The sequence below is a fragment of the Bacteroidales bacterium genome (genome assembly GCA_031275285.1).
GTDB lineage: Bacteria > Bacteroidota > Bacteroidia > Bacteroidales > UBA4181 > JAIRLS01.
This window is the reverse complement of sequence record JAISOY010000159.1, coordinates 33871-54774: the sequence shown is the minus strand read 5'-3', so window position 1 is coordinate 54774 and position 20904 is coordinate 33871. Positions and strand designations below refer to the sequence as shown.

The 20904-nt window shown below is 41.5% G+C and carries 15 protein-coding genes; 2 read left to right on the top strand and 13 right to left on the bottom strand.

The genetic code is table 11. The features are described 5' to 3' along the window. Nucleotides 1–10: 10 nt before the first annotated feature. Together LBQ60_15915 and LBQ60_15910 are read left to right on the top strand one after the other, a co-directional pair. Nucleotides 11–2332, top strand: coding sequence for a hypothetical protein (locus LBQ60_15915; protein MDR2039408.1), 2322 nt, complete (start codon nt 11–13; stop codon nt 2330–2332). An 87-nt stretch (nt 2333–2419) separates the two neighbouring features. Continuing rightward, the gene (locus tag LBQ60_15910; GenBank protein MDR2039407.1) at nt 2420–2812 is read left to right on the top strand and encodes a hypothetical protein; all 393 of its coding nucleotides are present in this window, start codon (nt 2420–2422) and stop codon (nt 2810–2812) included. A gap of 240 nt (nt 2813–3052) precedes the next feature. Here LBQ60_15910 and LBQ60_15905 read toward each other — a convergent pair whose 3' ends face one another. The 13 genes from LBQ60_15905 to LBQ60_15845 all read right to left on the bottom strand — a co-directional run bounded on the left by LBQ60_15905 (nt 3053) and on the right by LBQ60_15845 (nt 20892). Continuing rightward, a complete protein-coding gene (locus LBQ60_15905) occupies nt 3053–4393 on the bottom strand; it encodes a Gfo/Idh/MocA family oxidoreductase (protein MDR2039406.1) in 1341 nt (446 codons plus the stop codon). Between the two features lie 587 nt (nt 4394–4980). Beyond that, nucleotides 4981–5754, bottom strand: a complete 774-nt coding sequence (locus tag LBQ60_15900; GenBank protein MDR2039405.1) for a glucosamine-6-phosphate deaminase — start codon at nt 5752–5754, stop codon at nt 4981–4983. Then, the gene (nagA, locus tag LBQ60_15895; GenBank protein MDR2039404.1) at nt 5754–6935 is read right to left on the bottom strand and encodes an N-acetylglucosamine-6-phosphate deacetylase; all 1182 of its coding nucleotides are present in this window, start codon (nt 6933–6935) and stop codon (nt 5754–5756) included. The genes LBQ60_15900 and nagA overlap by 1 nt, the downstream gene beginning before the upstream one ends. Next, nucleotides 6932–8305 (bottom strand): Gfo/Idh/MocA family oxidoreductase, encoded by a 1374-nt coding sequence (locus tag LBQ60_15890; GenBank protein MDR2039403.1) that lies wholly within the window; start codon nt 8303–8305, stop codon nt 6932–6934. The genes nagA and LBQ60_15890 overlap by 4 nt, the downstream gene beginning before the upstream one ends. A gap of 132 nt (nt 8306–8437) precedes the next feature. After that, the gene (locus LBQ60_15885) at nt 8438–9748 is read right to left on the bottom strand and encodes a sugar MFS transporter (protein ID MDR2039402.1); all 1311 of its coding nucleotides are present in this window, start codon (nt 9746–9748) and stop codon (nt 8438–8440) included. A gap of 21 nt (nt 9749–9769) precedes the next feature. Then, on the bottom strand, nt 9770–10798 hold the full coding sequence (locus LBQ60_15880) for a Gfo/Idh/MocA family oxidoreductase (GenBank protein MDR2039401.1): 1029 nt from the start codon (nt 10796–10798) through the stop codon (nt 9770–9772). Nucleotides 10799–10809: 11 nt separating this feature from the next. Then, the gene (locus LBQ60_15875) at nt 10810–12102 is read right to left on the bottom strand and encodes a hypothetical protein (protein MDR2039400.1); all 1293 of its coding nucleotides are present in this window, start codon (nt 12100–12102) and stop codon (nt 10810–10812) included. A 4-nt stretch (nt 12103–12106) separates the two neighbouring features. Next, complete coding sequence (locus LBQ60_15870) at nt 12107–13483, bottom strand: neutral/alkaline non-lysosomal ceramidase N-terminal domain-containing protein (GenBank protein ID MDR2039399.1); 1377 nt, start codon at nt 13481–13483, stop codon at nt 12107–12109. Beyond that, nucleotides 13484–14854 (bottom strand): DegT/DnrJ/EryC1/StrS family aminotransferase, encoded by a 1371-nt coding sequence (locus LBQ60_15865; GenBank protein MDR2039398.1) that lies wholly within the window; start codon nt 14852–14854, stop codon nt 13484–13486. A 157-nt stretch (nt 14855–15011) separates the two neighbouring features. After that, a complete protein-coding gene (locus tag LBQ60_15860; GenBank protein ID MDR2039397.1) occupies nt 15012–16352 on the bottom strand; it encodes a Gfo/Idh/MocA family oxidoreductase in 1341 nt (446 codons plus the stop codon). Between the two features lie 288 nt (nt 16353–16640). Continuing rightward, nucleotides 16641–18479: an NPCBM/NEW2 domain-containing protein gene (locus tag LBQ60_15855; protein ID MDR2039396.1), complete on the bottom strand. Its 1839-nt coding sequence runs from the start codon at nt 18477–18479 to the stop codon at nt 16641–16643. 349 nt (nt 18480–18828) lie between these two features. Then, nucleotides 18829–19605, bottom strand: a complete 777-nt coding sequence (locus tag LBQ60_15850) for a hypothetical protein (protein MDR2039395.1) — start codon at nt 19603–19605, stop codon at nt 18829–18831. Between the two features lie 12 nt (nt 19606–19617). Further along, complete coding sequence (locus tag LBQ60_15845; GenBank protein ID MDR2039394.1) at nt 19618–20892, bottom strand: MFS transporter; 1275 nt, start codon at nt 20890–20892, stop codon at nt 19618–19620. Between the last annotated feature and the right edge of the window lie 12 nt (nt 20893–20904).

The window sequence follows — 20904 nt, the reverse complement described above, 5'->3', positions numbered from 1 at the left end:
ATCATAAGTCATGAAAAAGTATCTATTCCTGATCGTCGTATTCTTTTTATCGGCTTGTAATGGTGCAAATAGTACCACATATCCTGTAAATAATAGACAGGCAGGAATTACTCCGCCAGACCGTCCTGATAGCAGGTATATAACACCGGAAATGAAATTTGAGACGAATGCTGTAGTTTATAATCCACGTAATTGTCCTTCTCCGTATGTGAGTAAATGGATTAGTTCCGGAAATACAGGAAAAGACAGCATCAATGTTGCCGAAGGGAAATATTCATTAAAACTTCAAAACGATTGTGATGTTTACTATTACCTCGACGCTGCCAGGATAGAAGGCGATTCGTTAATTTTTTCCGGAAAATTCAAATATTCAGAGGCAAGATCCGGAAAATTATATTTTTATATACTGCAACGGGTAAGGGATGAATCAGTAGAACATCCTGCTATTCCTGACTCTCTGATCATAAATAATATATCCGGAAATGCCGGATGGGATGGTTTTACGATCAGGGCCAAATTAAAACCGAATATTTATGAAATCAGGTTTGGTCTGAAAACCGAAAATATCAACAAGGTCTGGATCGATGATTGGGATATACAGGTGGACAACTTTCCTGTATACCGATATGTAAAAGCAAGATATCCTGCCGAAGAAGATGTGGAATTCGACAAAGGATCCGGTATAACGTTAAAAGAACTGACACCGGAGGTATATAGAAATCTTGACGTATTGGGGCGTATATGGGGATTTTTGAAATATTATCATCCTGCGATAGCAGATGGCGATATAAACTGGGATTATGAATTATTCCGTGTATTACCAAAAGTAGCAAATGCGAAAAACAAAAAGGAACTAAATCAGGTACTATATAACTGGACGGAAAATATAGGAGACTTTCCGGTGAAAGAGTATCATATATCATCAGGAGACAGCATCTTATATCCATGCTTTGCCGATATCGCATGGATCAACAATAAAGAAATGTTTACAGATGATATGATTTCGCTTTTGAATAAAGTGAAAAATGCCGTAAGACAGGAAAAGGTGAATTATTATATGATCCCATTCGGAGGAGGACCACGTCAACGTAACTTCAGGGCTGAAAAACCATATAATAATATAACATGGGAAGACCAGGGATATCGCTTGCTTTCATTGTTCCGGTTCTGGAATGTAATGGAATACAATTTTCCTTACAAATCCCTGACAGATAAACCATGGACAAATGTATTGACTGAATATATTCCGGAAGTTTTATCGGCTGGATCGGAAGCGGAATATTTTGCTGCTATGATGAAAGCAGTAGCAGAAATTAACGATTCTCATGGAAGGTTATTTTTTAATGGGTCATTGAAAGGAACACCTGCAGAAAGGCTGGAATACAAAAAATACCCGGTTACCCTGACGGAAACAGACAACGGTGAGTTTTGCGTAGAGAAATCCTTTACCTCTGAGCTAAACCCCGGTGATATCATACTTTCCGTAAATGGTAAACCTGTAAAAGAAATATATAACGAACTGGCTCCTTACATTACAGCTTCCAACAATGCTGCATTGTCACGCAACCTACGTCCGTGCATATTGGCAAAATCCGCTGATAATGCTATGGACATAATGGCCGGTACCGGTAAAGCCAGTTCTCTGGAAGCAAAGATCAACCGGGGCGGACAAATGATATCACTGGAATTGAAGCAATTTTCCAGAGAGAATACGACTGGTGTAAAAGGTGCTGAGAATTATCAAAGAGAAAACAAAGACATTATTTTCCTGAATTTGGGGACATCTATATCGAGCCAACTGGTCAATGCCATAGAAAATAATATGTCTGCTAAGGGGATTATTTTTGATTTAAGACAATATCCCCGCGATTTCATGTCTTTTTTCAAATTGTCGGATGTTCTTTTACCAAATACGGCAATTAATTTATGGTTTTCAACATCCGTACTTAATTATCCTGGGCATTACAGAAAATATAATGAGTGCCCTATCGGAAAAACAAATCCTGATTTCTTTAAAGGAAAGGTGGCCATATTGGTGAATGAGTATACACAAAGTCTTGGTGAAATGACAGCCATTGCTTTAAGTAATGCACCCCGGGCTGCTGTGATCGGATCAACCACTTCCGGTGCGGACGGAAATGTAACAAGGTTTATTCTGCCCGGAGGAATGACCGTTAGTTATACTGTCATTGGCGCATATTATCCCGACTGGATCCAATGTCAGCGTACAGGAGTAAAGATCGATATACATGCCCGGCCTACAGCAGACGACCTGCTTAATAAAAAAGATGTACTGATAGAGCGGGCTATTCAGTATATAAATGAAAAATAGGATAAGTGACCTTCATTTCTTAATGTTGAATAGTCAATGAAAATATAATTCTCAACTTTCAATTCTCAATTCTCAATTTTTTTACATATGAAATTTAAATTCTTATTCATTGCTGTGCTGTCTTTGACAATCCTTTTCTGTGCAGATGCAAAAGAAAACGAATTAAAAGGCACCTGGAAACTGATTTCCCAGAACGGAAAAGATGTAACCGGTAAAATCAACCAGATCAAATTTATTACGGAAAACAATTTTATCTGGGCCAACTTTGACGATGAAGGGGAAATAAAGATTGGAGCGGGTGGAAAATTCTCCATCGATGGAAATACTTTTACCGAAACCATTGTTATGGCTTTCACGGTAATGAAGTCTTTTCTGGGACAAAAATTCACTTATGAATATGAGTTAAAAAACAACAAACTCCACATGAAGGGAAAGATTGGCAATAGTCCTATTGAAGAGGTATGGGAAAGGATGGACTGATTTGATGCTTTTCCGTAATAACCGATGCAGCATCAATTTGAAAACACCGAATTACTGTCTTGGATATCATTAACAAATTGTGTGATTTTCGATAATTTTAATTATCTTGTCTCTTTGCGCAACCACCCTGATAATATCCTTATTTTCAGACAATAATTAAAATACCCTAAGATAAAAACTTTTAAAATATCTTTAAGACAGCCTCAACAGCAAACACGATATATCCTTAATTGGATTTTATTAAACTTTAGGTTCCCATCCACGCTCATAATCCCGTTTCCACAACTTTTTTGCGGCAAAGTTTTTCATGATATGTCCGTTTTCGGGATTAATATCCAGAGAATCTCCGGTACGCAGTGATATATTACCCAATTGCATCAGTAAAGTACACAGATGTCCTTCCTCAACGGTCATGTTGAGCTTAGCCCCTTTTTGTATGCCGTCAAAGAAGTTCTGTATATGGAGGGCGTCCAACTTTTGGGCGGGACTTGTCCTGTTCTGGGGGTCGATGGGAATATCGCTCTTCACATCACTGATCACCTTGTTATTTTTGTCGAATATCTTGTAATCATTCCCACCGGAGATGAATAGATTGCCTTTCTCTCCGTGAAAAATGACTCCTACAGACGAATTTTCGATCAATTTACTGTTACAACTTCGTCCTTCCCACGATAAGAGCACATCATCATATTCTATATTGATGATTTGCGTATCGGGTGTTTCCCAATCGTCTTTATAATAATATCTTCCGCCGCTTGAAGTAATCTTTTTAGGGTATTTCAGATTCAGTCCCCAACAGAGCAGGTCTATCATATGGGTCCCGTTGTTCAGCGATTCGGCAGTTCCCCAATTCCAGAACCAATGCCAGTTATAGTGGACGATATTATCCTTATAGGTTTTACGTGGTGCCGGCCCCTGCCACAGGTCCCAATCCAACCATTCCGGAACAGGAACAGGTTTACCGGTACCGATGCCTGATCTGTTGCTGGAATACCACCCCTTCCCGTAATGTACTTTGCCAATAATTCCTTTTTGTAGCTTCTGAATGGCTTCGACTACCTTAGGCCAGGAACGGCGCTGTGTACCAACCAATACCACTTTATTGTATTTCTCTACTGCCTCAATCAGCATTTCGCCCTCATTCGGGTTGTGACTAACAGGTTTTTCAAGATATACGTGTTTCCCTGCCTGAAGGGATAACAATGCAGCCGGTGTATGCCAATGGTCGGGAGTAGCTATAACGACAGCATCAATATTCTTATCTTCAAGTGATTTTCTGAAATCCGGTTCTCCTTCGGGCGCTTTTTTCTGTATCTTGCTTACTGCCCTGATACATTTTCCTATAGCTCGTTTATCCACATCGCATATAGTGGCAACTTCACATTGCGGTTGACGGGCAAAATTTCTTGCCAAAACATTACCGCGACTATTGACACCGATTACAGAAATACAGATTCGATCGTTGGCCCCTATAATCCGGCGATAACCTCCGGCGCTGAACCCGGGAAGTATACCACCAATAGCAAGTGATGCCGTTCCTATTGAGACCTTTTTTATAAAATTCCGCCTTGACGCATCCATAAAACTATTTCGTTGTTTTGTTTTATTCGGAATAACTTTGCAGATGTAATAAAAAATATCATTATGGTCATGATATCATATTCAAAATTTGCGAATAATAATTCTCAAAAAAGGCTTTAACTGCTTTATAAGATTAACAGTTTGGTTCAATAATTGTTCAGCATTGTTTTTTTTTAAGCAACATTTTTTTGTTTTCACTCAACTCCAATTCATCAAGTATTTGCCGGAAACCGGATACCTTCCTGAATATATGTTTTGTTATTGTAGAACCGGTTCGGTAACATACAAGAGTTATTTTACTTGACAGATAGACAAATAGAACGATAAAAGAAGAAGTATAATCGACGATCCTTATTTCATCATTTTATAAGTTTCGGAAATTTCCGATTAAATTTTCTTAATGAAAATTCCAATCATTATTAAACTGGTTATAGCCTACCTTTATATCAGTTAATTCATTATAACATATTGGATACCATTAAAATATAACATTCAAGTCAATACCCTTTTTACTAGGCAATTTAAAGTTTTTACATTTTGGATAAATCAAACAGGAAACAATCACTTATTTACTCATATTCAATACGTTAACCTAACATGGCTGCACTTTCCATATCTACATATATCGTAGCATGTTCATGCTTGCGCAGGCAGGTTGCCGGAATATCTTCACTAACGGGACCATTGACCATATGTGATACCGCCCATGCTTTTGCCTGTCCAGGCACCATACAAAAAAGATGTGATGCCTTCATTAAAGCGGGAATGGTCAAAGTAAGTGCATGTGTAGGTACTTTTTCAAAAGAGGAAAAACACCCGTCATTCACCTGTTGTTGCCGGCAGGCATCATCCAAATCAACTTGTTTGACCAAAACAGGATCATAAAAATCTGCTACATGCGGATCGTTGAATGCAATATGTCCATTCTCTCCGATTCCCATACAGACAATGTCCACGGGATGTTGTTCCAAAAGCCTGGAATATCTTTCGCATTCTTCATCTGTATTAACACTACCATTACCATTCAGATAATTGATAGAATAAAAAGGTAAAGTATTAAAAATATGCTCCTTCAAATAGTTTCCGAAACGTTGAGGGGCATCGAGAGGCAATCCGACATATTCATCCATATGAAATGCATTGATCCTTTGCCATTCAATGCCTTGCTGTTTACGGAGTGATTCAAGGAATTCGTTTTGAGAAGGCGCTGCAGCAAAGATTATGTTCAGGAAGTCTTTCTGCTGCAGCATTTCCCGGATAGTGTCACCTACATTCCGGGCAGCAGATGACCCTAGTTCTTTTCTTGACGGATAAACATAAATATGTAAACTGTATTTTTGAATGTATTTTACCGCTGTCATTACAATTTATTTTGTATAATTTTACCATTAATCATTACCATCTGCATGTTGATGTCATCGTCAAAGACGACAATATCTGCATCTTTTCCTTTTGATAATGAACCTTTTATTTTTTCTATTCCCATAATCCGTGCAGGTGTAGAGGTTACCATCTTTATTACATCTATTAAAGGGACTTCGCCCTGTTTCATCATGGTACGTACTAATCTGTCGGTTGTAGCCACACTTCCGGCAAAAGCGGAACGGTCCGGTAATTTTGCCACACCATCTTCTACTATTACCTCCTGTCCGTTGCTTAGACTTCCTAATATGCTCGGACCTTCCGGCATACCGGCTGCCCTCATGGAGTCTGTGATCAAAGCTATTTTTCCGGGACCTTTGATTTGATACACTAGTTTTAACAGACTTGCCGGAAGATGTACACCATCTGCAATAATTTCCACCGTCATTTCAGGGATCAGGTATGCAGCCTCTATCACTCCGGCATAACGAAATGCATTTCGACGTGTTACTCCTGAAGTGCAGGAGTATAAATGTGTTATGTGTGTAAATCCCCAGTCAAATGCCGGCAGCACTTCTTCATAAACCGCATCGGTATGGGCAATGGCAGGTAGTATATCCCGGACCGATAACGCTTCAGCAAATTCTTTACTCCCTTTCAGTTCAGGGGCCGCACTCCATCTTTTGATATGCCTGGTGGCATGAAGGGCGGACAGGTATTCTTTCGGTTCGGGATTCCGGATATACTTCGGATCCTGTGCTCCTCTCTGATTCATCGAGAAGTACGGTCCTTCCAGGTGAAGTCCCATCATAGTAGCCCCTTTGGTGTTTTTTGTAATAGTTTCTTCGTAGACTTCAAAAGTATGGATCAATTCTTCATAAGTAGAAGCCAGTGTCGTAGGATATAAAGCAGTAGTGCCGTGCACAGCATGCCTTTCCACTGCGGTCAGGTAAGCATCTACCGTTCCATCCATGAAATCGGAATTCCCTGCTCCATGCGTATGTAAATCAATAAATCCCGGGGATATATATTTACCTTTTGCATCTACAATGACGGCATGCGGAAAATCAATATCCCTGTCACTTATTTCACATATTTTATTCCCGTCAACACACACAACACCCGGAAATATCCTGGTAGAAGTAATGATTTTCCCATTGATGATTTTTATTCTTTTCATGACGGTATATTTTTGGAAGAAATCCCTGCAAGCGGTATTTCATATTTTTTCAGGTCCATATTTATTAACTCCATTTTTTCAGGTAACATATTCAAATTTGAAGAGGTAATTTGCTCCCATGTATACGCTTTTCCCGTATAAGCCGATTCCCTAGCCATTACAGCAGTCATGGATGATATGGCCGCACCTTCGGCTACATTTATCACTTTACCTTTTCGTATATGGTTGACCAGCTCAATGTGTTCGAGAGTATACATATCATGTACCTTGAATTTATTTTTGGCGTCTTCTCCATCATACTTCCATATTATTTCGCCGTCATTGTTTCTTATGGAAAAATCACGGCTGTGCCATGAGCCCTTCTCCCCCCGGATAATAGCGCCCCTGTCATTATCGCATCCGTCTATCCTACGGACCATACCGGAAACATTTACTCCTCCTTCGTACTCAATATTCATACTGAAATTGTCATATACATTTCCTATGTTTTTTTGTATCCGTGAACCGTATGAAATGGCTCTTACGGGTTTAAGATGCGAAAACCAGTTAAACACGTCAATCCAATGTATCAACATATTGCTGACCTGATCACCATTTACCCAACTCCAGTTGAAGTGTCCCCGTATCATATATTCCATATCCGACCATCCGGGTTGACGAACGATGTACTGGTCACTTCCTGTATGGTAAAAAACATACCCTGAAACAATACTTCCTATCCATCCTTCCTGAATTTTCCGGTAAGATGCTACAAAAGGACGATCAAAACGGTACTGCGTTCCGGGAAGGACGTTTAGCCCGCGACTGTACGCCTGACGGGCAGATGCGAGAAATGTCCTGTAACCGGTAGGATCAATGGCAGCCGGTTTTTCTACAAATACATGTTTCCCTTTTTCTATGGCATATTTCATTTGTTCAGGATGAAAACAATTAGGGGAAGCTATAATAATCAGGTCAACAGGCAAATCGCAAACTTTTTTGTATGCATCAAAACCTGTAAAACAATTTTCCGGTGGCACTTCCATTTTCTTTTTTTCCTTCAACATCTTCAGGCATGCATCTAATTTATCCTTAAATAAATCGGCACAAGCTGTTATAAGTAAATTATCACCTGCGTCCAGAAAGTTAAATGCGGCACCTGTTCCTCTTGCTCCACACCCGACAAGCGCTGCTTTAAGCGGCTTTCCCTCAATTGCTTTATCCGGAAGTTCGGGTATAAATAATTCTTCAAAAGGGCGCAATGGCATAATCCCCCTGTCTGCAGAGCCGGAGCATGAATGGATAATAGCCGGAAAACCCAAAACTCCTGCCCCTGCCAAAGCTGTATTCGAAAGGAATGAACGTCTGTTATAAATAGGTTTGGATTTCATACGATTAAGATTATTTTAGATTGAAGTTCAAAATTCCGGATTCAAGGTTCTTTAAAGTAGAAAAGATGAATAATAAACTATGAACTTATAGATGGTTGATGTGAACATTGATCATGAATATTTATGCGGGTATCATTTTACACGTTTCCATGAAGTGATTTTGTGTCCGTACAAGGCATAGAAAACCAGGTACAGGAAACATGGAATCAACACCCAATATGCCTGACGTAACCCGATGCGATCGGCAAGCGCCCCATAGATTAAAGGGAGAATGGCATTTCCTACCAATCCCATAATCAATAAGGAAGAACCTGTTTTAGTGAATCGTCCCAGATTCCGGATAGCCAAAGGCCATATCCCTGCATAGATCAGCGAATTAGGCAATCCCAACAAAGCCAGGAACCAGATAGAGATACTGATGGTATGATTTCCGAAATTCATATATCCGGGTATGAAGAGGACACAAAAAGAAAATATCAGTCCTGTGATCGTACAGATCCTTAATGCCGTAGTCTGGCTGATAATTTTAGGAATACAGGCGATGCCGATGATATATCCAATGATGGTGGCTGTCAAAGTATATGAAGGGAATGCTTTTGCCTCGATGAGATTCAACCCCATGGATTCGGCATACCTGATGATGGTATCGATAGCAATTACCTGTGTGCCGACATGTAAAAGCAGGGCAATGGCACCCAATATCAGGTAAGGAAAATGGAAAATATTTTTCTTTCCTGTATGTGCCAGTACCTGTTCTTCTGTTTCTTTTTCCGTATTGATCTCAGGAAGTACGGAATACCTGATAAATAATCCGGCTCCGACCAATAATACGCTAAGGCAACCATAAGGGAATATCACACGGCGGATCAACTCATCGAGGGCAGCGCTTCTGCTTGCATCGTCCATTAGAGGCAAAGCTTCAAATAGCGAGGTGTCAGTGGCTTTTAATGTGAATGCGGCAAAAATAAGCGGGGAAACGATACCCGCAAATTTATTGCATACCCCCATGATACTCATACGCCGCGCAGCACTTTCGATAGGACCGATGATAGTTACATAGGGGTTTGCGGCTGTTTGCAGCACGGCCAATCCTGTTCCCATGGTAAATAACCCGATCAGAAAAATACCATAAGTGCGGGTAAGTGCAGCGGGAATAAATATCAAGGCACCCAATGACAGGGCAAAAAAACCGTACATGATGCCGCGCTTGAACCCGACTTTTTTCAGGAGCAGGGCACCTGGCATAGACATCACGAAATATGCAATGTAAAATGCAAATGCCACTAAATAGGCCTGGAAATCCGTTTCTAATTCGCAGGCAATCCTGAAATAGGGAATAAGTATTGCGTTAATCCACGAGACAAACCCGAAGATAAAGAACATAAACGCCAGGATCGCAATCGATACTATTGAATTCTTTTTGGATAAAGTTGTTTCGGTCATCTGTTTTATTTTAATGTTACCTTACCATGTCTTTTTTACTTTACTAAGCGCCTTTTCACGAATCTCCTGAATATCAACAGATGCACCGTTCCTTCTTTTGCTTTCATCTGCTGCTTCCATGAAGGAGAATATTTCAAGTGTTTCTTCCGGAGTTACAGGAGCAATTCCTGTCTGGAAAAATTTAACAATTTCCTTGACTAACGGGATGTATCCATTATAGTCACCCAAAGGTTTAATACCCTTTTCACCGAAAGCATATCCGCCATACCCTGTTTTCCCTGTCCGTATTCCCCTGAAAGTACCGATACGTTGATCATTCCAAATACCTGTCGTAACATCAGCGCCTGGGGTATGTACGCGCGATACTGTTTTACATCCTACGCCCATGACGGTAAACAATGCTTCGACACCATGGATGCCATACCAGAAAAAATCAGGATGGGTTTCCTCCAGTGCGCATGGACTGAATGTATCGGCACCCAGGATTTTTCCAATACTTTGTTTTTTCAGGATATCATCCATATTCGACATGTACCTGAGGGAAGATGCAGAAAAAACAGGGACCTTAAATTTTCCGGCTGCCTGATAAATGGAAATAGCATCGGTTAAGGAAGCAGCCACCGGTTTATCAATAAACACCGGCTTTCCTGCCCTGAAAACCTCCAATGCTTGTTCCAGATGCGGACGCCCGTCATTTGTCTCAAGCAATACAAAATCGACTTTTTTTAATAAGGCTTTGATGGAATCAACAATTTCCACTCCCATTTTTTTTACTTCTTCGATATAACCCGGGATACGGTCGACACTGGATTTTATATCGCGGCTGCCATAGGGATAGGCTGCGACGACTTTGTATCCTCCATAGTCGGATGCCTGATCATTATTGAACAATCTTGTGAAAGCTGTGCTATGTGAAGTATCCAATCCGATAATTCCTACTCGTAATCCTTTTTTTACAGGTTCGGAAACGTTTCCTGAAACCCATCCCGATGTGAATAATCCCACTCCTGCAAAAGCTCCGGTTTTGATAAAAGTTCTACGGTCTGTCATAGATATTTAATTTATTGAAACAATATTATTTTCACTAAGTCTTCGATTTCTTTTCCTTCGTGGATGAACCTGGCCAGGGTATATATGTTACCCTGTTGATCCATAGCTATGGAATTTACATATGTAGGAATACTACCGTCTTCATAGAAAACGGCACCATGATCCGTATAGTTTCGCCGGGGAATATCATAAGTGACCAGGTGAAGGTTCTCCAGTCCCCTGGCAGCTCCCATAGCTATTTTGCCGGTTCCGCCGACACGTTTTCCATCACGATAAACAGGTCCTCCGGTGAGATAGTAAACAGTCTGGCTGTTACTCAACATAAAACCAAGGTACCCGTAACTGAACTGGTCATACATGCCGCTTTTTCTGGATGGACCGGAAGTGATTCGTTCCATGACCTCCAATTCCCTTTTTTCCGGATCAAAACGGAACAAATAACCGGAATTACCATGAACACCATAGGCTACATGTTCCTGTTCACACCAGCATACTTTTCTCCAATTATAAGCCATACTTCCCGGATCAGTATAATCATAGGTTCCGAAATAATCCAGCTTCATATCCACTTCATCCAGTTTTTCAGGCTTGTTATATTTCGGATGATAAGTCCAGATATCCCCTTCGGCAGTGGAATAATACAAATTTCCGTTACGAGTGTCCACAAACATCGAACGGCAAAGAACCCGGTAATCTTTTCCTATTATGCCGGCTTCTCCCATTTTATTGATCAAACCGGTATTTTTCAGCTGCCCAGTATGAATATTATAATCTACCAGGTATCCTTTCGGCCATGTAATTCCATAAATATGACCTCTTTTTTTGTCCATAGCCATAGTCAGAATACCCTCACCATCAGGAGCTAAAGCCAGATCGGCTATTTTGCCTGTTTCCATATCATAAGACAGGAAATGACCTCCCGGATACAACTGATATCCATCCGGAGCATTTCGTGGCAACCGCTCCATGCCGCCTATCATTTCGTAATATCCTATATGTGTGGCAAAATATAACTTATGATCAGCTTCATAAAATTCCACATGGCTTTTTCCCTGGGCTATGCATTTTTTTTCTTTTTCTCCCAAAGCGGATGATAAATCGGCTATAAATTCTGTTTTTTCTGTTTTTGGGTCATATACATAAAATTGCCCCCCAATATCATATCGTGTGGAAGATAAGACGTAATATATTCTCCCATCGCTACCGGCAGAGATAGCATTGTAGGTATCGTGTGCATCTGCAAATCCGGAATAATAGCGTTTAGCTATAAGGGAATGGACTGTCTTTTTATGATTGTTTTTCATGGTGTTACCGGCGTTGTATATCTACTTTTTCTGCTAACTCATCTACCCCTTTAAATATAAGGGTTTCTATTTCAGACGACCACAATCCGGGCATTCCATATACCATCTGTGAATCCGCCCCTTCATAACCACCTTCGTTCAATATCCTGACAGTCGGTATATAAGCCATAACATCATTGGAATATCCTAAAACAAATGATTCATATCCATATTTTTGTTTGAAATTCAGAGCATAATCTACTACTAATTCTCCACCTAAGGAAAATAAGGGTAACCCTCCCAGGTTCCATATTTGTATGGGGTACGGATAGGTATTGAGAGGAGTAATGCCTTTTCTTCTTTCTTCCAGCATACGTAAAGCCCACTGCTTCGGATATCCTTCTTTCTCTTGTATTATTCCGGCCAATTCTTTTTCGGATATCGGTACCAAAGGTAGGTCGATCTCTTTATATGCTGTTTTTAAGCTGGATGGCAATGATTTCATCTTTTCGTGAAGTACCCTGTCCACAGCCGCTGCCAGTGTGATGCCATGTTGCCTGGCCAACGGAATGGTTCTACGAGGCATAGGGTTTTGATCGGCACCGGCACCTTGAAAAAAGAGGGCCGTCGTTCCGGGATATAATTTTTCCAATTCCAACTGAGCAAATCCCGGATAATCGCCGGCCCATTGGTAACCGGTCAACACAACGGGATGGCAGGCATGCCCGAAGATAATGGCTTTTATATCACCTGACTTTTTAACAACTTTAAGAACAGGAACTGAATAATCGCTCGGCCCTTTCAATTCACTTTGGTACTCTATTTTTTGTTCCGGATTATTCCTACGATTTACCAGGAACCGGGCCGTTCCGTTGGCCGCATAGATTGAAACAGGCTCTAAGTTTAGGGCCGCTTCTATGACCAGATCGATGATTTTTTTTTCCAGGGTCTGCGTATACCTTTCAATCCTATCCCATTCTTCCTTATCTATCGGGTAGATATCCACTAAAGCGCCGGATAACACAGGACCCGAATGTGTGTGCGAGGCGTTCAGGATAATCTGGGCTTTTGTAAGATCCAGTAAAGATGCCAGTTCTTTTCGAATACGATTCGACAAGTCTGCTGTAAAGCCCAAAAGATCGGATGTAACCAATACGGAACGACTTCCGTAAGAATCTTCCAACACCAGTGCTTTAGCATATAAGTCGTGAATTTTTCCTTCGGAGGGTTGGTTTCGGGCCGCATATCCGGCCATCCACAAATTCTCTCCTGGTGTTATAACAACCTGTGCCGTACCGGCCTTCCACAGCATGGAAATATTGGTTTCCGCGAAAACCTTACTGGTAAAGAAGAGAGCGGAAACAAAGAGAAGTCCGTATATTTTTATGGGTTTGTCCGGCATTTATTTGTCGTATGAAATTAATTTCCCTGCATTCTGACTAATTTTTTCTATGGCATTTGCTATATCATCCATATCCTGCTTGTTCCCGAGCAAAAGGCTTTGCGGTAACCATACCGCTTCAGTGCATAAAAGATCGTTTTCAGGACATTCATTCTGACGGTAATAGGACTTTGCATCCAGTTCTCCAGCAGTATACATTTTCCGGAAATTTTTCGTATTAAAAGCATGTTCAAGGAAGGGCATCTTGTTGAGCGGGGTATATCCGCCGGAACATGGTACACCTTCGGCCCTCAGGGTCCTCAGGAATGTATTTCTTGATATGCCTTTGAATTGTTCTTTTTTGTACCTGAATGGGAAAAGATGAAATGCGGCCTGGGTTACATTATTGTATAATTTGTAAGGAATGATACCGGGTATTTTCTCGATTTTTGCCCTCAGGTAAGCTGCATTTTCATTACGAAGTTTTGTTTCTCCCTCCAAACGTACCATTTCGGCCAATCCAATGGCTGCCTGGTATTCCGTAAAACGTACTTTTGTACCCAACATCACTGCGTCAGTTCCTATTGAACCCGGAGCATTATGAGGGAATCCGAAATTATTATACGAACAGCACCTGTCCATGAATTCATCGTCATCACTTACGATTGCCCCACCTTCCCCGATGGCCAGGTTCTTTGAATTCTGGAAACTGAAGCAGCCGGCTTTTCCGAAAGTACCTGTCTTCTTGTGATTAATTTCCGCCAACCATGCCTGACAAGCATCTTCCAGAACCAGCAGCCGGTGTTTCCCGGCAATGGACATAATACGTATCATATCAGCAGGCAATCCCAGTATATGGACAGGAAGAATTACCCGTGTCCTTGCATTGATCTTTTTCTCTATTTTTTCAGGATCAATCTGATAAGTTTCAGGATCGATATCGGCAAATACGGGTATGGCTCCGGTCATTAAAACAGCTGCTACCGTGGCGATGAATGTATATGGGGGAACGATGATCTCATCGCCGGCCCCGACACCCATCTGGGTAAGCGCCACAATCAGTGCATTGGTGCCGTTCACTACGGATAGGCAGCGTTTGGAACCAATCATCTGTGCCCATTTCCGTTCGAATTCATCGACTGTATTTGCCCGTGACCAGACCCCGCTTCTGATGACTTTCAATAACTGCTCTTCGTCTGTCTCAGGTTTCCATATCGGCCACGAAACCCATTTTCCCGGATGTGCAGGTTGACCTCCCAATATGGCCAGTGTATTTTGGGACGATCCACTTGAGGCAAAGATACGGGAACCAAAAGTTCCTGCCATTAAAACGCCTAATCCGGTGAATGAATTACGTTTTATGAATTCTCGTCTGGAGTAAGATTTTTTCATACAATAAAACAGTTGAGTTGGAAGTGACCAATGTCCAATCGATTATTTCACACTCTCACACAAATAGATTTAAAAACGACCATAGTTATACTTATTGATCATTTCCCTGACCAATAAAAAATATGATACTTAATTCATATTTTGTATTCTACTTTAATTAAACTTTGGGCTCCCATCCACGCTCATAATCCCGTTTCCAGAGTTTTTGCGCTGCGGAATTTTTCAGGATATGCCCGTTTTCGGGATTGATATTCAAAGGACTTCCGGTACGCAGTGATATATTGCCCAATTGCATCAGTAAAGTACACAAATGCCCTTCCTCAACGGTCATGTTGAGCTTAGCCCCTTTTTGTATGCCGTCAAAGAAGTTCTGTATATGGAGGGCATCCAGCCTTTGGGCGGGACTTGTCCTGTTCTGGGGGTCGATAGTAATGTCGCTCTTCACATCACTGATCACCTTGTTATTTTTGTCGAATATCTTGTAATCATTCCCACCGGAGATGAATAGATTGCCTTTTTCTCCGTGAAAAATGACTCCTACAGATGAGTTTTCGATCAATTTGCTGTTACAACTTTGCCCTTCCCATGATAAGAGCACATCATCATATTCTATATTGATGATTTGTGTGTCGGGTGTTTCCCAATCGTCTTTATAATAATATCTTCCGCCGCTTGAAGTGATCTTTTTAGGGTATTTCAGGTTCATCCCCCAGCAGAGCAGGTCTATCATATGGGTCCCGTTGTTCAATGATTCGGCAGTTCCCCAATTCCAGAACCAGTGCCAGTTATAGTGGACAATATTATCCTTATAGGTTTTACGTGGTGCCGGCCCCTGCCACAGGTCCCAATCCAACCATTCCGGAACAGGAACAGGTTTACCGGTACCGATGCCCGGCCTGTTGCTGGCATACCATCCTTTCCCGTAATGTACTTTTCCGATAACACCTTCCTGTACTTTCTGAATGGCTTCGACTACCTTGGGCCAGGAACGGCGCTGTGTACCGATCAACACTACTTTATTGTATTTTTTTGCGGCATTGACCAGCATTTCGCCCTCATTCGGGTTGTGACTTACAGGTTTTTCAAGATATACATGTTTTCCTGCCTGGAGGGACAACAATGCAGCCGGTGTATGCCAATGGTCGGGAGTAGCTATAACAACGGCATCTATATTCTTATCTTCGAGTGATTTTCTGAAATCCGGTTCTCCTCCGGGTATTTTTTCCTGTATTCCACTTAATGCCTTGATACATTTCTCTATGGCTCGTTTATCCACATCACATATAGTGGCAACCTCACATTGCGGTTGATGAGCGAAATTCTGAGCCAAAGCATTGCCACGGCTGTTGACACCGATTACCGAAACACGGATGCGGTCGTTGGCCCCTATAATCCGACGATAACTTCCGGCGCTGAACCCGGGAAGTATACCTCCGACACTAAGCGCTGTCGCTCCTAATGAGACTTTTTTTATAAAATCACGTCTTGATGTATCCATATTATATTTTATATTGTTTTATTCCAAATGATTTTGAAGGTATATACAAAGTAATACCATTATGGCCATGAATCATATCTAATTCGCGAAATAAAATCCTCAAAAAACGTTTTTTATACGAAAGTCCATTAAAGGTAAAAGGAATTGTAAGATGAATCATAGTAAAAACTATGCACTTTAACACATTTAGCGTTGAGAATGCTATTGAAGTGGTTAAAAGAGCGTTCTACCCGGAAATTGCATTCAGTCATTCTCCAACCTATGGACTAAAGATACATAGTGGTTCAGTTATTTTTTTATAACAGGATCGACCCATATCGCCCACGAATTATGATTATGTCCTTCTGTTCCGTCGGCTTTTAGTTCCAGAATCTCTACGCCTGATATATCCACTGTTATTTCTTCCTGTCCTTGGTTTCTTAACACGTCTGATTTGTAAATTACCTTACCGTCGCCGATCACTGTAAATCTTGCAGATCCTTGTTTATGAGCGCCATCCCTTAAACCGACAATTGCAGAAAATGTATTCCATTTTTTACCTAAGCGGAACACATATAATGACGGCGAATGAGCATAAAGGCCTTTGGCATATAATTTCCCCTGAAGTTCCAGGAAAAACCTATGTTCCGCTTCGCGGTTAAAATAATTCCTGGCCGGTTGTTCCCAACCTACCATGGCTTTCTCCCACTTTGCATCTGATAAATATAATGTTTTCCCCTGGTATGTTACAGGATTTATAGGCGTTTGCGGATTCAATATTCCATTTAATATTTCTAATTTCGCCTGTGTTTCCGTGGTTTTTTTCTGCTTCCCGATCTTTTCATACAATTTCTGTATGTCTACGGAATTATTCGCCGGAGAATCAATGATCACGGCATTACCCTCATTGTCTACAGATACCGTATGATTGAACCATCGGACAGCACCGTTAGGGAAAAGGAACAATAATTGAAGGGTATAACTTCCTGCCGATAATTTCCCTAATTCTACACTTATTGAACCGGCACTTTGGATAAAAGTTGGAAAACTCCGGTTGAAATATTCCGAAATATTATCCGGCCGTAATAACGCTACTATTCCATAGGGTGGCACCCCGGCTTTAAAATTCGCATTTAACAGTATCCCTGTTTCATTTTTTTCGAACTGTTTACTATACAACCAAAAATCAAGATCTGTGTTTTGTAATTTATCGGATTGAGTAAAAACAGGATGGCTCAACATCTGTAAAATACCCGCCGCAGAGAAAAATGCACTTGGTTTTCCTCCCCAGAGATAATCCCTGAAATGCCGACTGCCATACTGTCCCATCAACGAAATATTAGATCCGTCCGTCTCCCCCGGATAACCAAAATCATGGGGAAGCCCAAATACATGTCCCATTTCATGAGCAATCCCGCCAATATACCAACTGTTAAATTCAGCGACACCACACTCTTTTCGAGCTATCATCATTTCAGAAAACACCATTCGCATAGTAGTATCTTTTAATAATCCGGCATCTAACAGTTCGCAATCCGCAACGTGACATACCCCATCGATGAATGAACCTCTCCCGTGATATGGTGAGTGAAAAACATAAACTCCATCATCTTTTCGATAACACAAACCATTTATAATTAATACATAATCCGTGGAAAAATTGATCCGTCCGTTGGTCTTCCTTGCAATTTCTTCCTCGATTATCCCTCCCGACTCGGTATTGTAATTACGGGATGACAGATCTCCCTGAACTTTATGAATGACATATTCACCATTCTTTTTTTCAAAAGGCACTCCGCTAATGTCAATACCATATCTTTGAAATTCTTCCCTGTAGAAGTTGCTTACGTCATCCAATGTCCGGGGCAGCCGGTCCTGCCAGTTATCTAATGGGAACAGATCATTACCATGAAAATATACTATTTTCACCACATGGTTGACCGGCTTTGTATTCAAATGGTATTTTTTCACCATCTGATCTGCCTTTTGTATCATTTCCCTGTCAGAAGAGGATATCAATTTTAAAGGTGGAGCCTGAGACCGGCGTTCTACCGACACCCGGTTGGCTCCATACTTCTGTTGAGAAAAGATATTATAAGGAAATAAAACGGCCGTACACAAAAGGAGGTTCAGAAAAATTCTTTTCATCTCTGCAAAGTGATTTTAAGAATAGGTGTGTTGATGTTCGGAAAATTACCGGTTTTGCGAAAAATATAATTTTGGTCATTACTTCCTACAAACCAGTCAATAATGATATGATATCCCTGACAAATATAGCGAAAACCGAGGGCAGAGTGTCGAACTTGTTCGTAAACTTTGCCGAGGTGCATCCTATATTCTACAAATATAGAAAAAATCCTGATACTGAAACAGGAATGACAACACGCCCAGATCCCCAAACTATGCAACCGGTGTAATATTCCGTGAAGCAAATCCTGACCGGCGATTATAAAACATCAGTTGGTTCGTTTTATTTTTATCGTTTACGAACAGATTTTTATTTCATTTCGCCCCGAAACCCGTTGACAAGTTTTCGGCAATAATCGATCAGGCCCACCACATCTGCACCCAGATTAACAAACTGGTATCCCATATCATTCAACTGTTTAAAATTATCCGGGCTACCTGTTGTCCCGGCATACTTCCCATATTTCCGGGCCGTAGTTGCGATTAATTCACGTGTTTTTATTAGACGGGGATCTTCCCACTGTCCCGGGGCGCCTATGCCCTGGCTAAAATCTCCCGGCCCGAAGAACAGCATGTCGTATCCTTCCAGTTGCGCTATAGCTTCCAGGTCAACAAGCGGCTCCGGGTCTTCGATCTGTAAAACGACAAAACGTTGTTCATTCGCTTTTTTCAGGTAGTCGTCCATTCCTGTCATTCCATAGGCGCCGTCGCTGTTTCCACCATCTACGGGCCGGCGGCCGATAGGATGGAAGCGGGTCATACGGACTACATTCTTTGCATCGTCCAGACTCATGATGTGCGGCACCATGATCCCTGTAGCATCCAGTTCGAACGGCTTGATATAATCACTGTAGCCTCCTCTTGAAACCCTTACTAATACATCCGTATCATGAGCTTTGGCAGCCCAGTTCTGAGCATTGATCATACTCCAGTCCTGTGCTGTGTGTTCCATATCCAGCCATATACAATCGAAACCCGTCATGGCTACCAGCTCAGCAGCCTGTGCACTGCACAGGTTCAGTTTGAAGCTACATACATTTTCTCCCGACCTGAGCTTTCTAAGTACCTTACTTTCCCGCATTTTCATACAAATCTGTTTTTATAATATTTTATTTTTGGTCATTTCCCGTGCATTTCTTCTGATCAGCCATAACAAAACCACACAAAGGACAATACACAATGAAGCCGATTGATACACAACTCCCAGGTTGATATTGGAATCGCGTAATGCACCGGCCACATAAATACCCACACCACCTACGATAGTTGCCAGCATATTAAGGATTCCGTATCCGGTAGCCCTGTAACGTTCATCGATCAATATACACAAAATAGGCATCAGGTTGGAATCGACAAACATCTTTAGAAATGCGTACATCATAAAGAAGATAATGGCGATGATCAGAATATTAGTGTAGCTGGCCATAAAAACACAAGGAGCTGCAATACTGAGACCGATCATAGGAACAAGAATACGTGCATAAGGATTGGTCCTGATCCATTTGTCCGACCAGAAACCTCCAATAATCAGTCCCAGAATAGAGGCCGGATATAGGTATGCGGTCGCATATACTCCGGCTACACTTTGAGAAAGCTGGAAATGGTCTTTATAATAGGTAGGCAGCCATCCGATGACCAGCCATCCCACAATGCTGATCAGGCACCAGAAAAACAACAGGTAGATGAATGTTTTCTTAGCAAATATGTTTTTCATGGCATCTTTAAAGCGGATACCCGGAATTTTGTCCTTCAGATCCGTATTCAGGTTCCTGTTATTACTTTTGGGAGCTTCTCTTAAAGTGAAGATCAGTAAAACAGCATATAAAACGCCAATCAGACCGAATATATTAAAAGCATGGCTCCATGTATATTTTTCCGCCACCCATCCACCCAGGAAACCCAGGCTTTGTCCGACAGTGGTTCCGGCAAGATGTAGTCCGACAGCCAGCGACTGTGTAGTACCTTTATGGTAATCGACGATCAGGGCAAGCGCTGCGGGAATATAGAATGCTTCACTGATGCCCATCAAGGCTCTTGTAGCCAGTAATTGCTCGAAAGTGGTAGCATGTGCGGTTAACCAGGTTACTCCCGACCATACAAACAAGCTGCCAATGATGACATAGCTTTTTTTGAACTTATCTGCAATAAAGCCGGCAAAAGGACTACACAGACCGTAAACCCATAAAAATACAGAAGTCAATAATCCGAACTGTGCATCAGTCATAGGTATGGCCGTGACAAGCGATTCCCGCATGGTCGCTATCATCATACGGTCGAGGTAATTGAGGGCACCTACCACGAACAGGAGTGCAACGGTAATCCAGGCCCTCGAAGAAATTTTTATCTGAACAGGTGTTGACAATGGATGATTCATGGATCCTTTCGG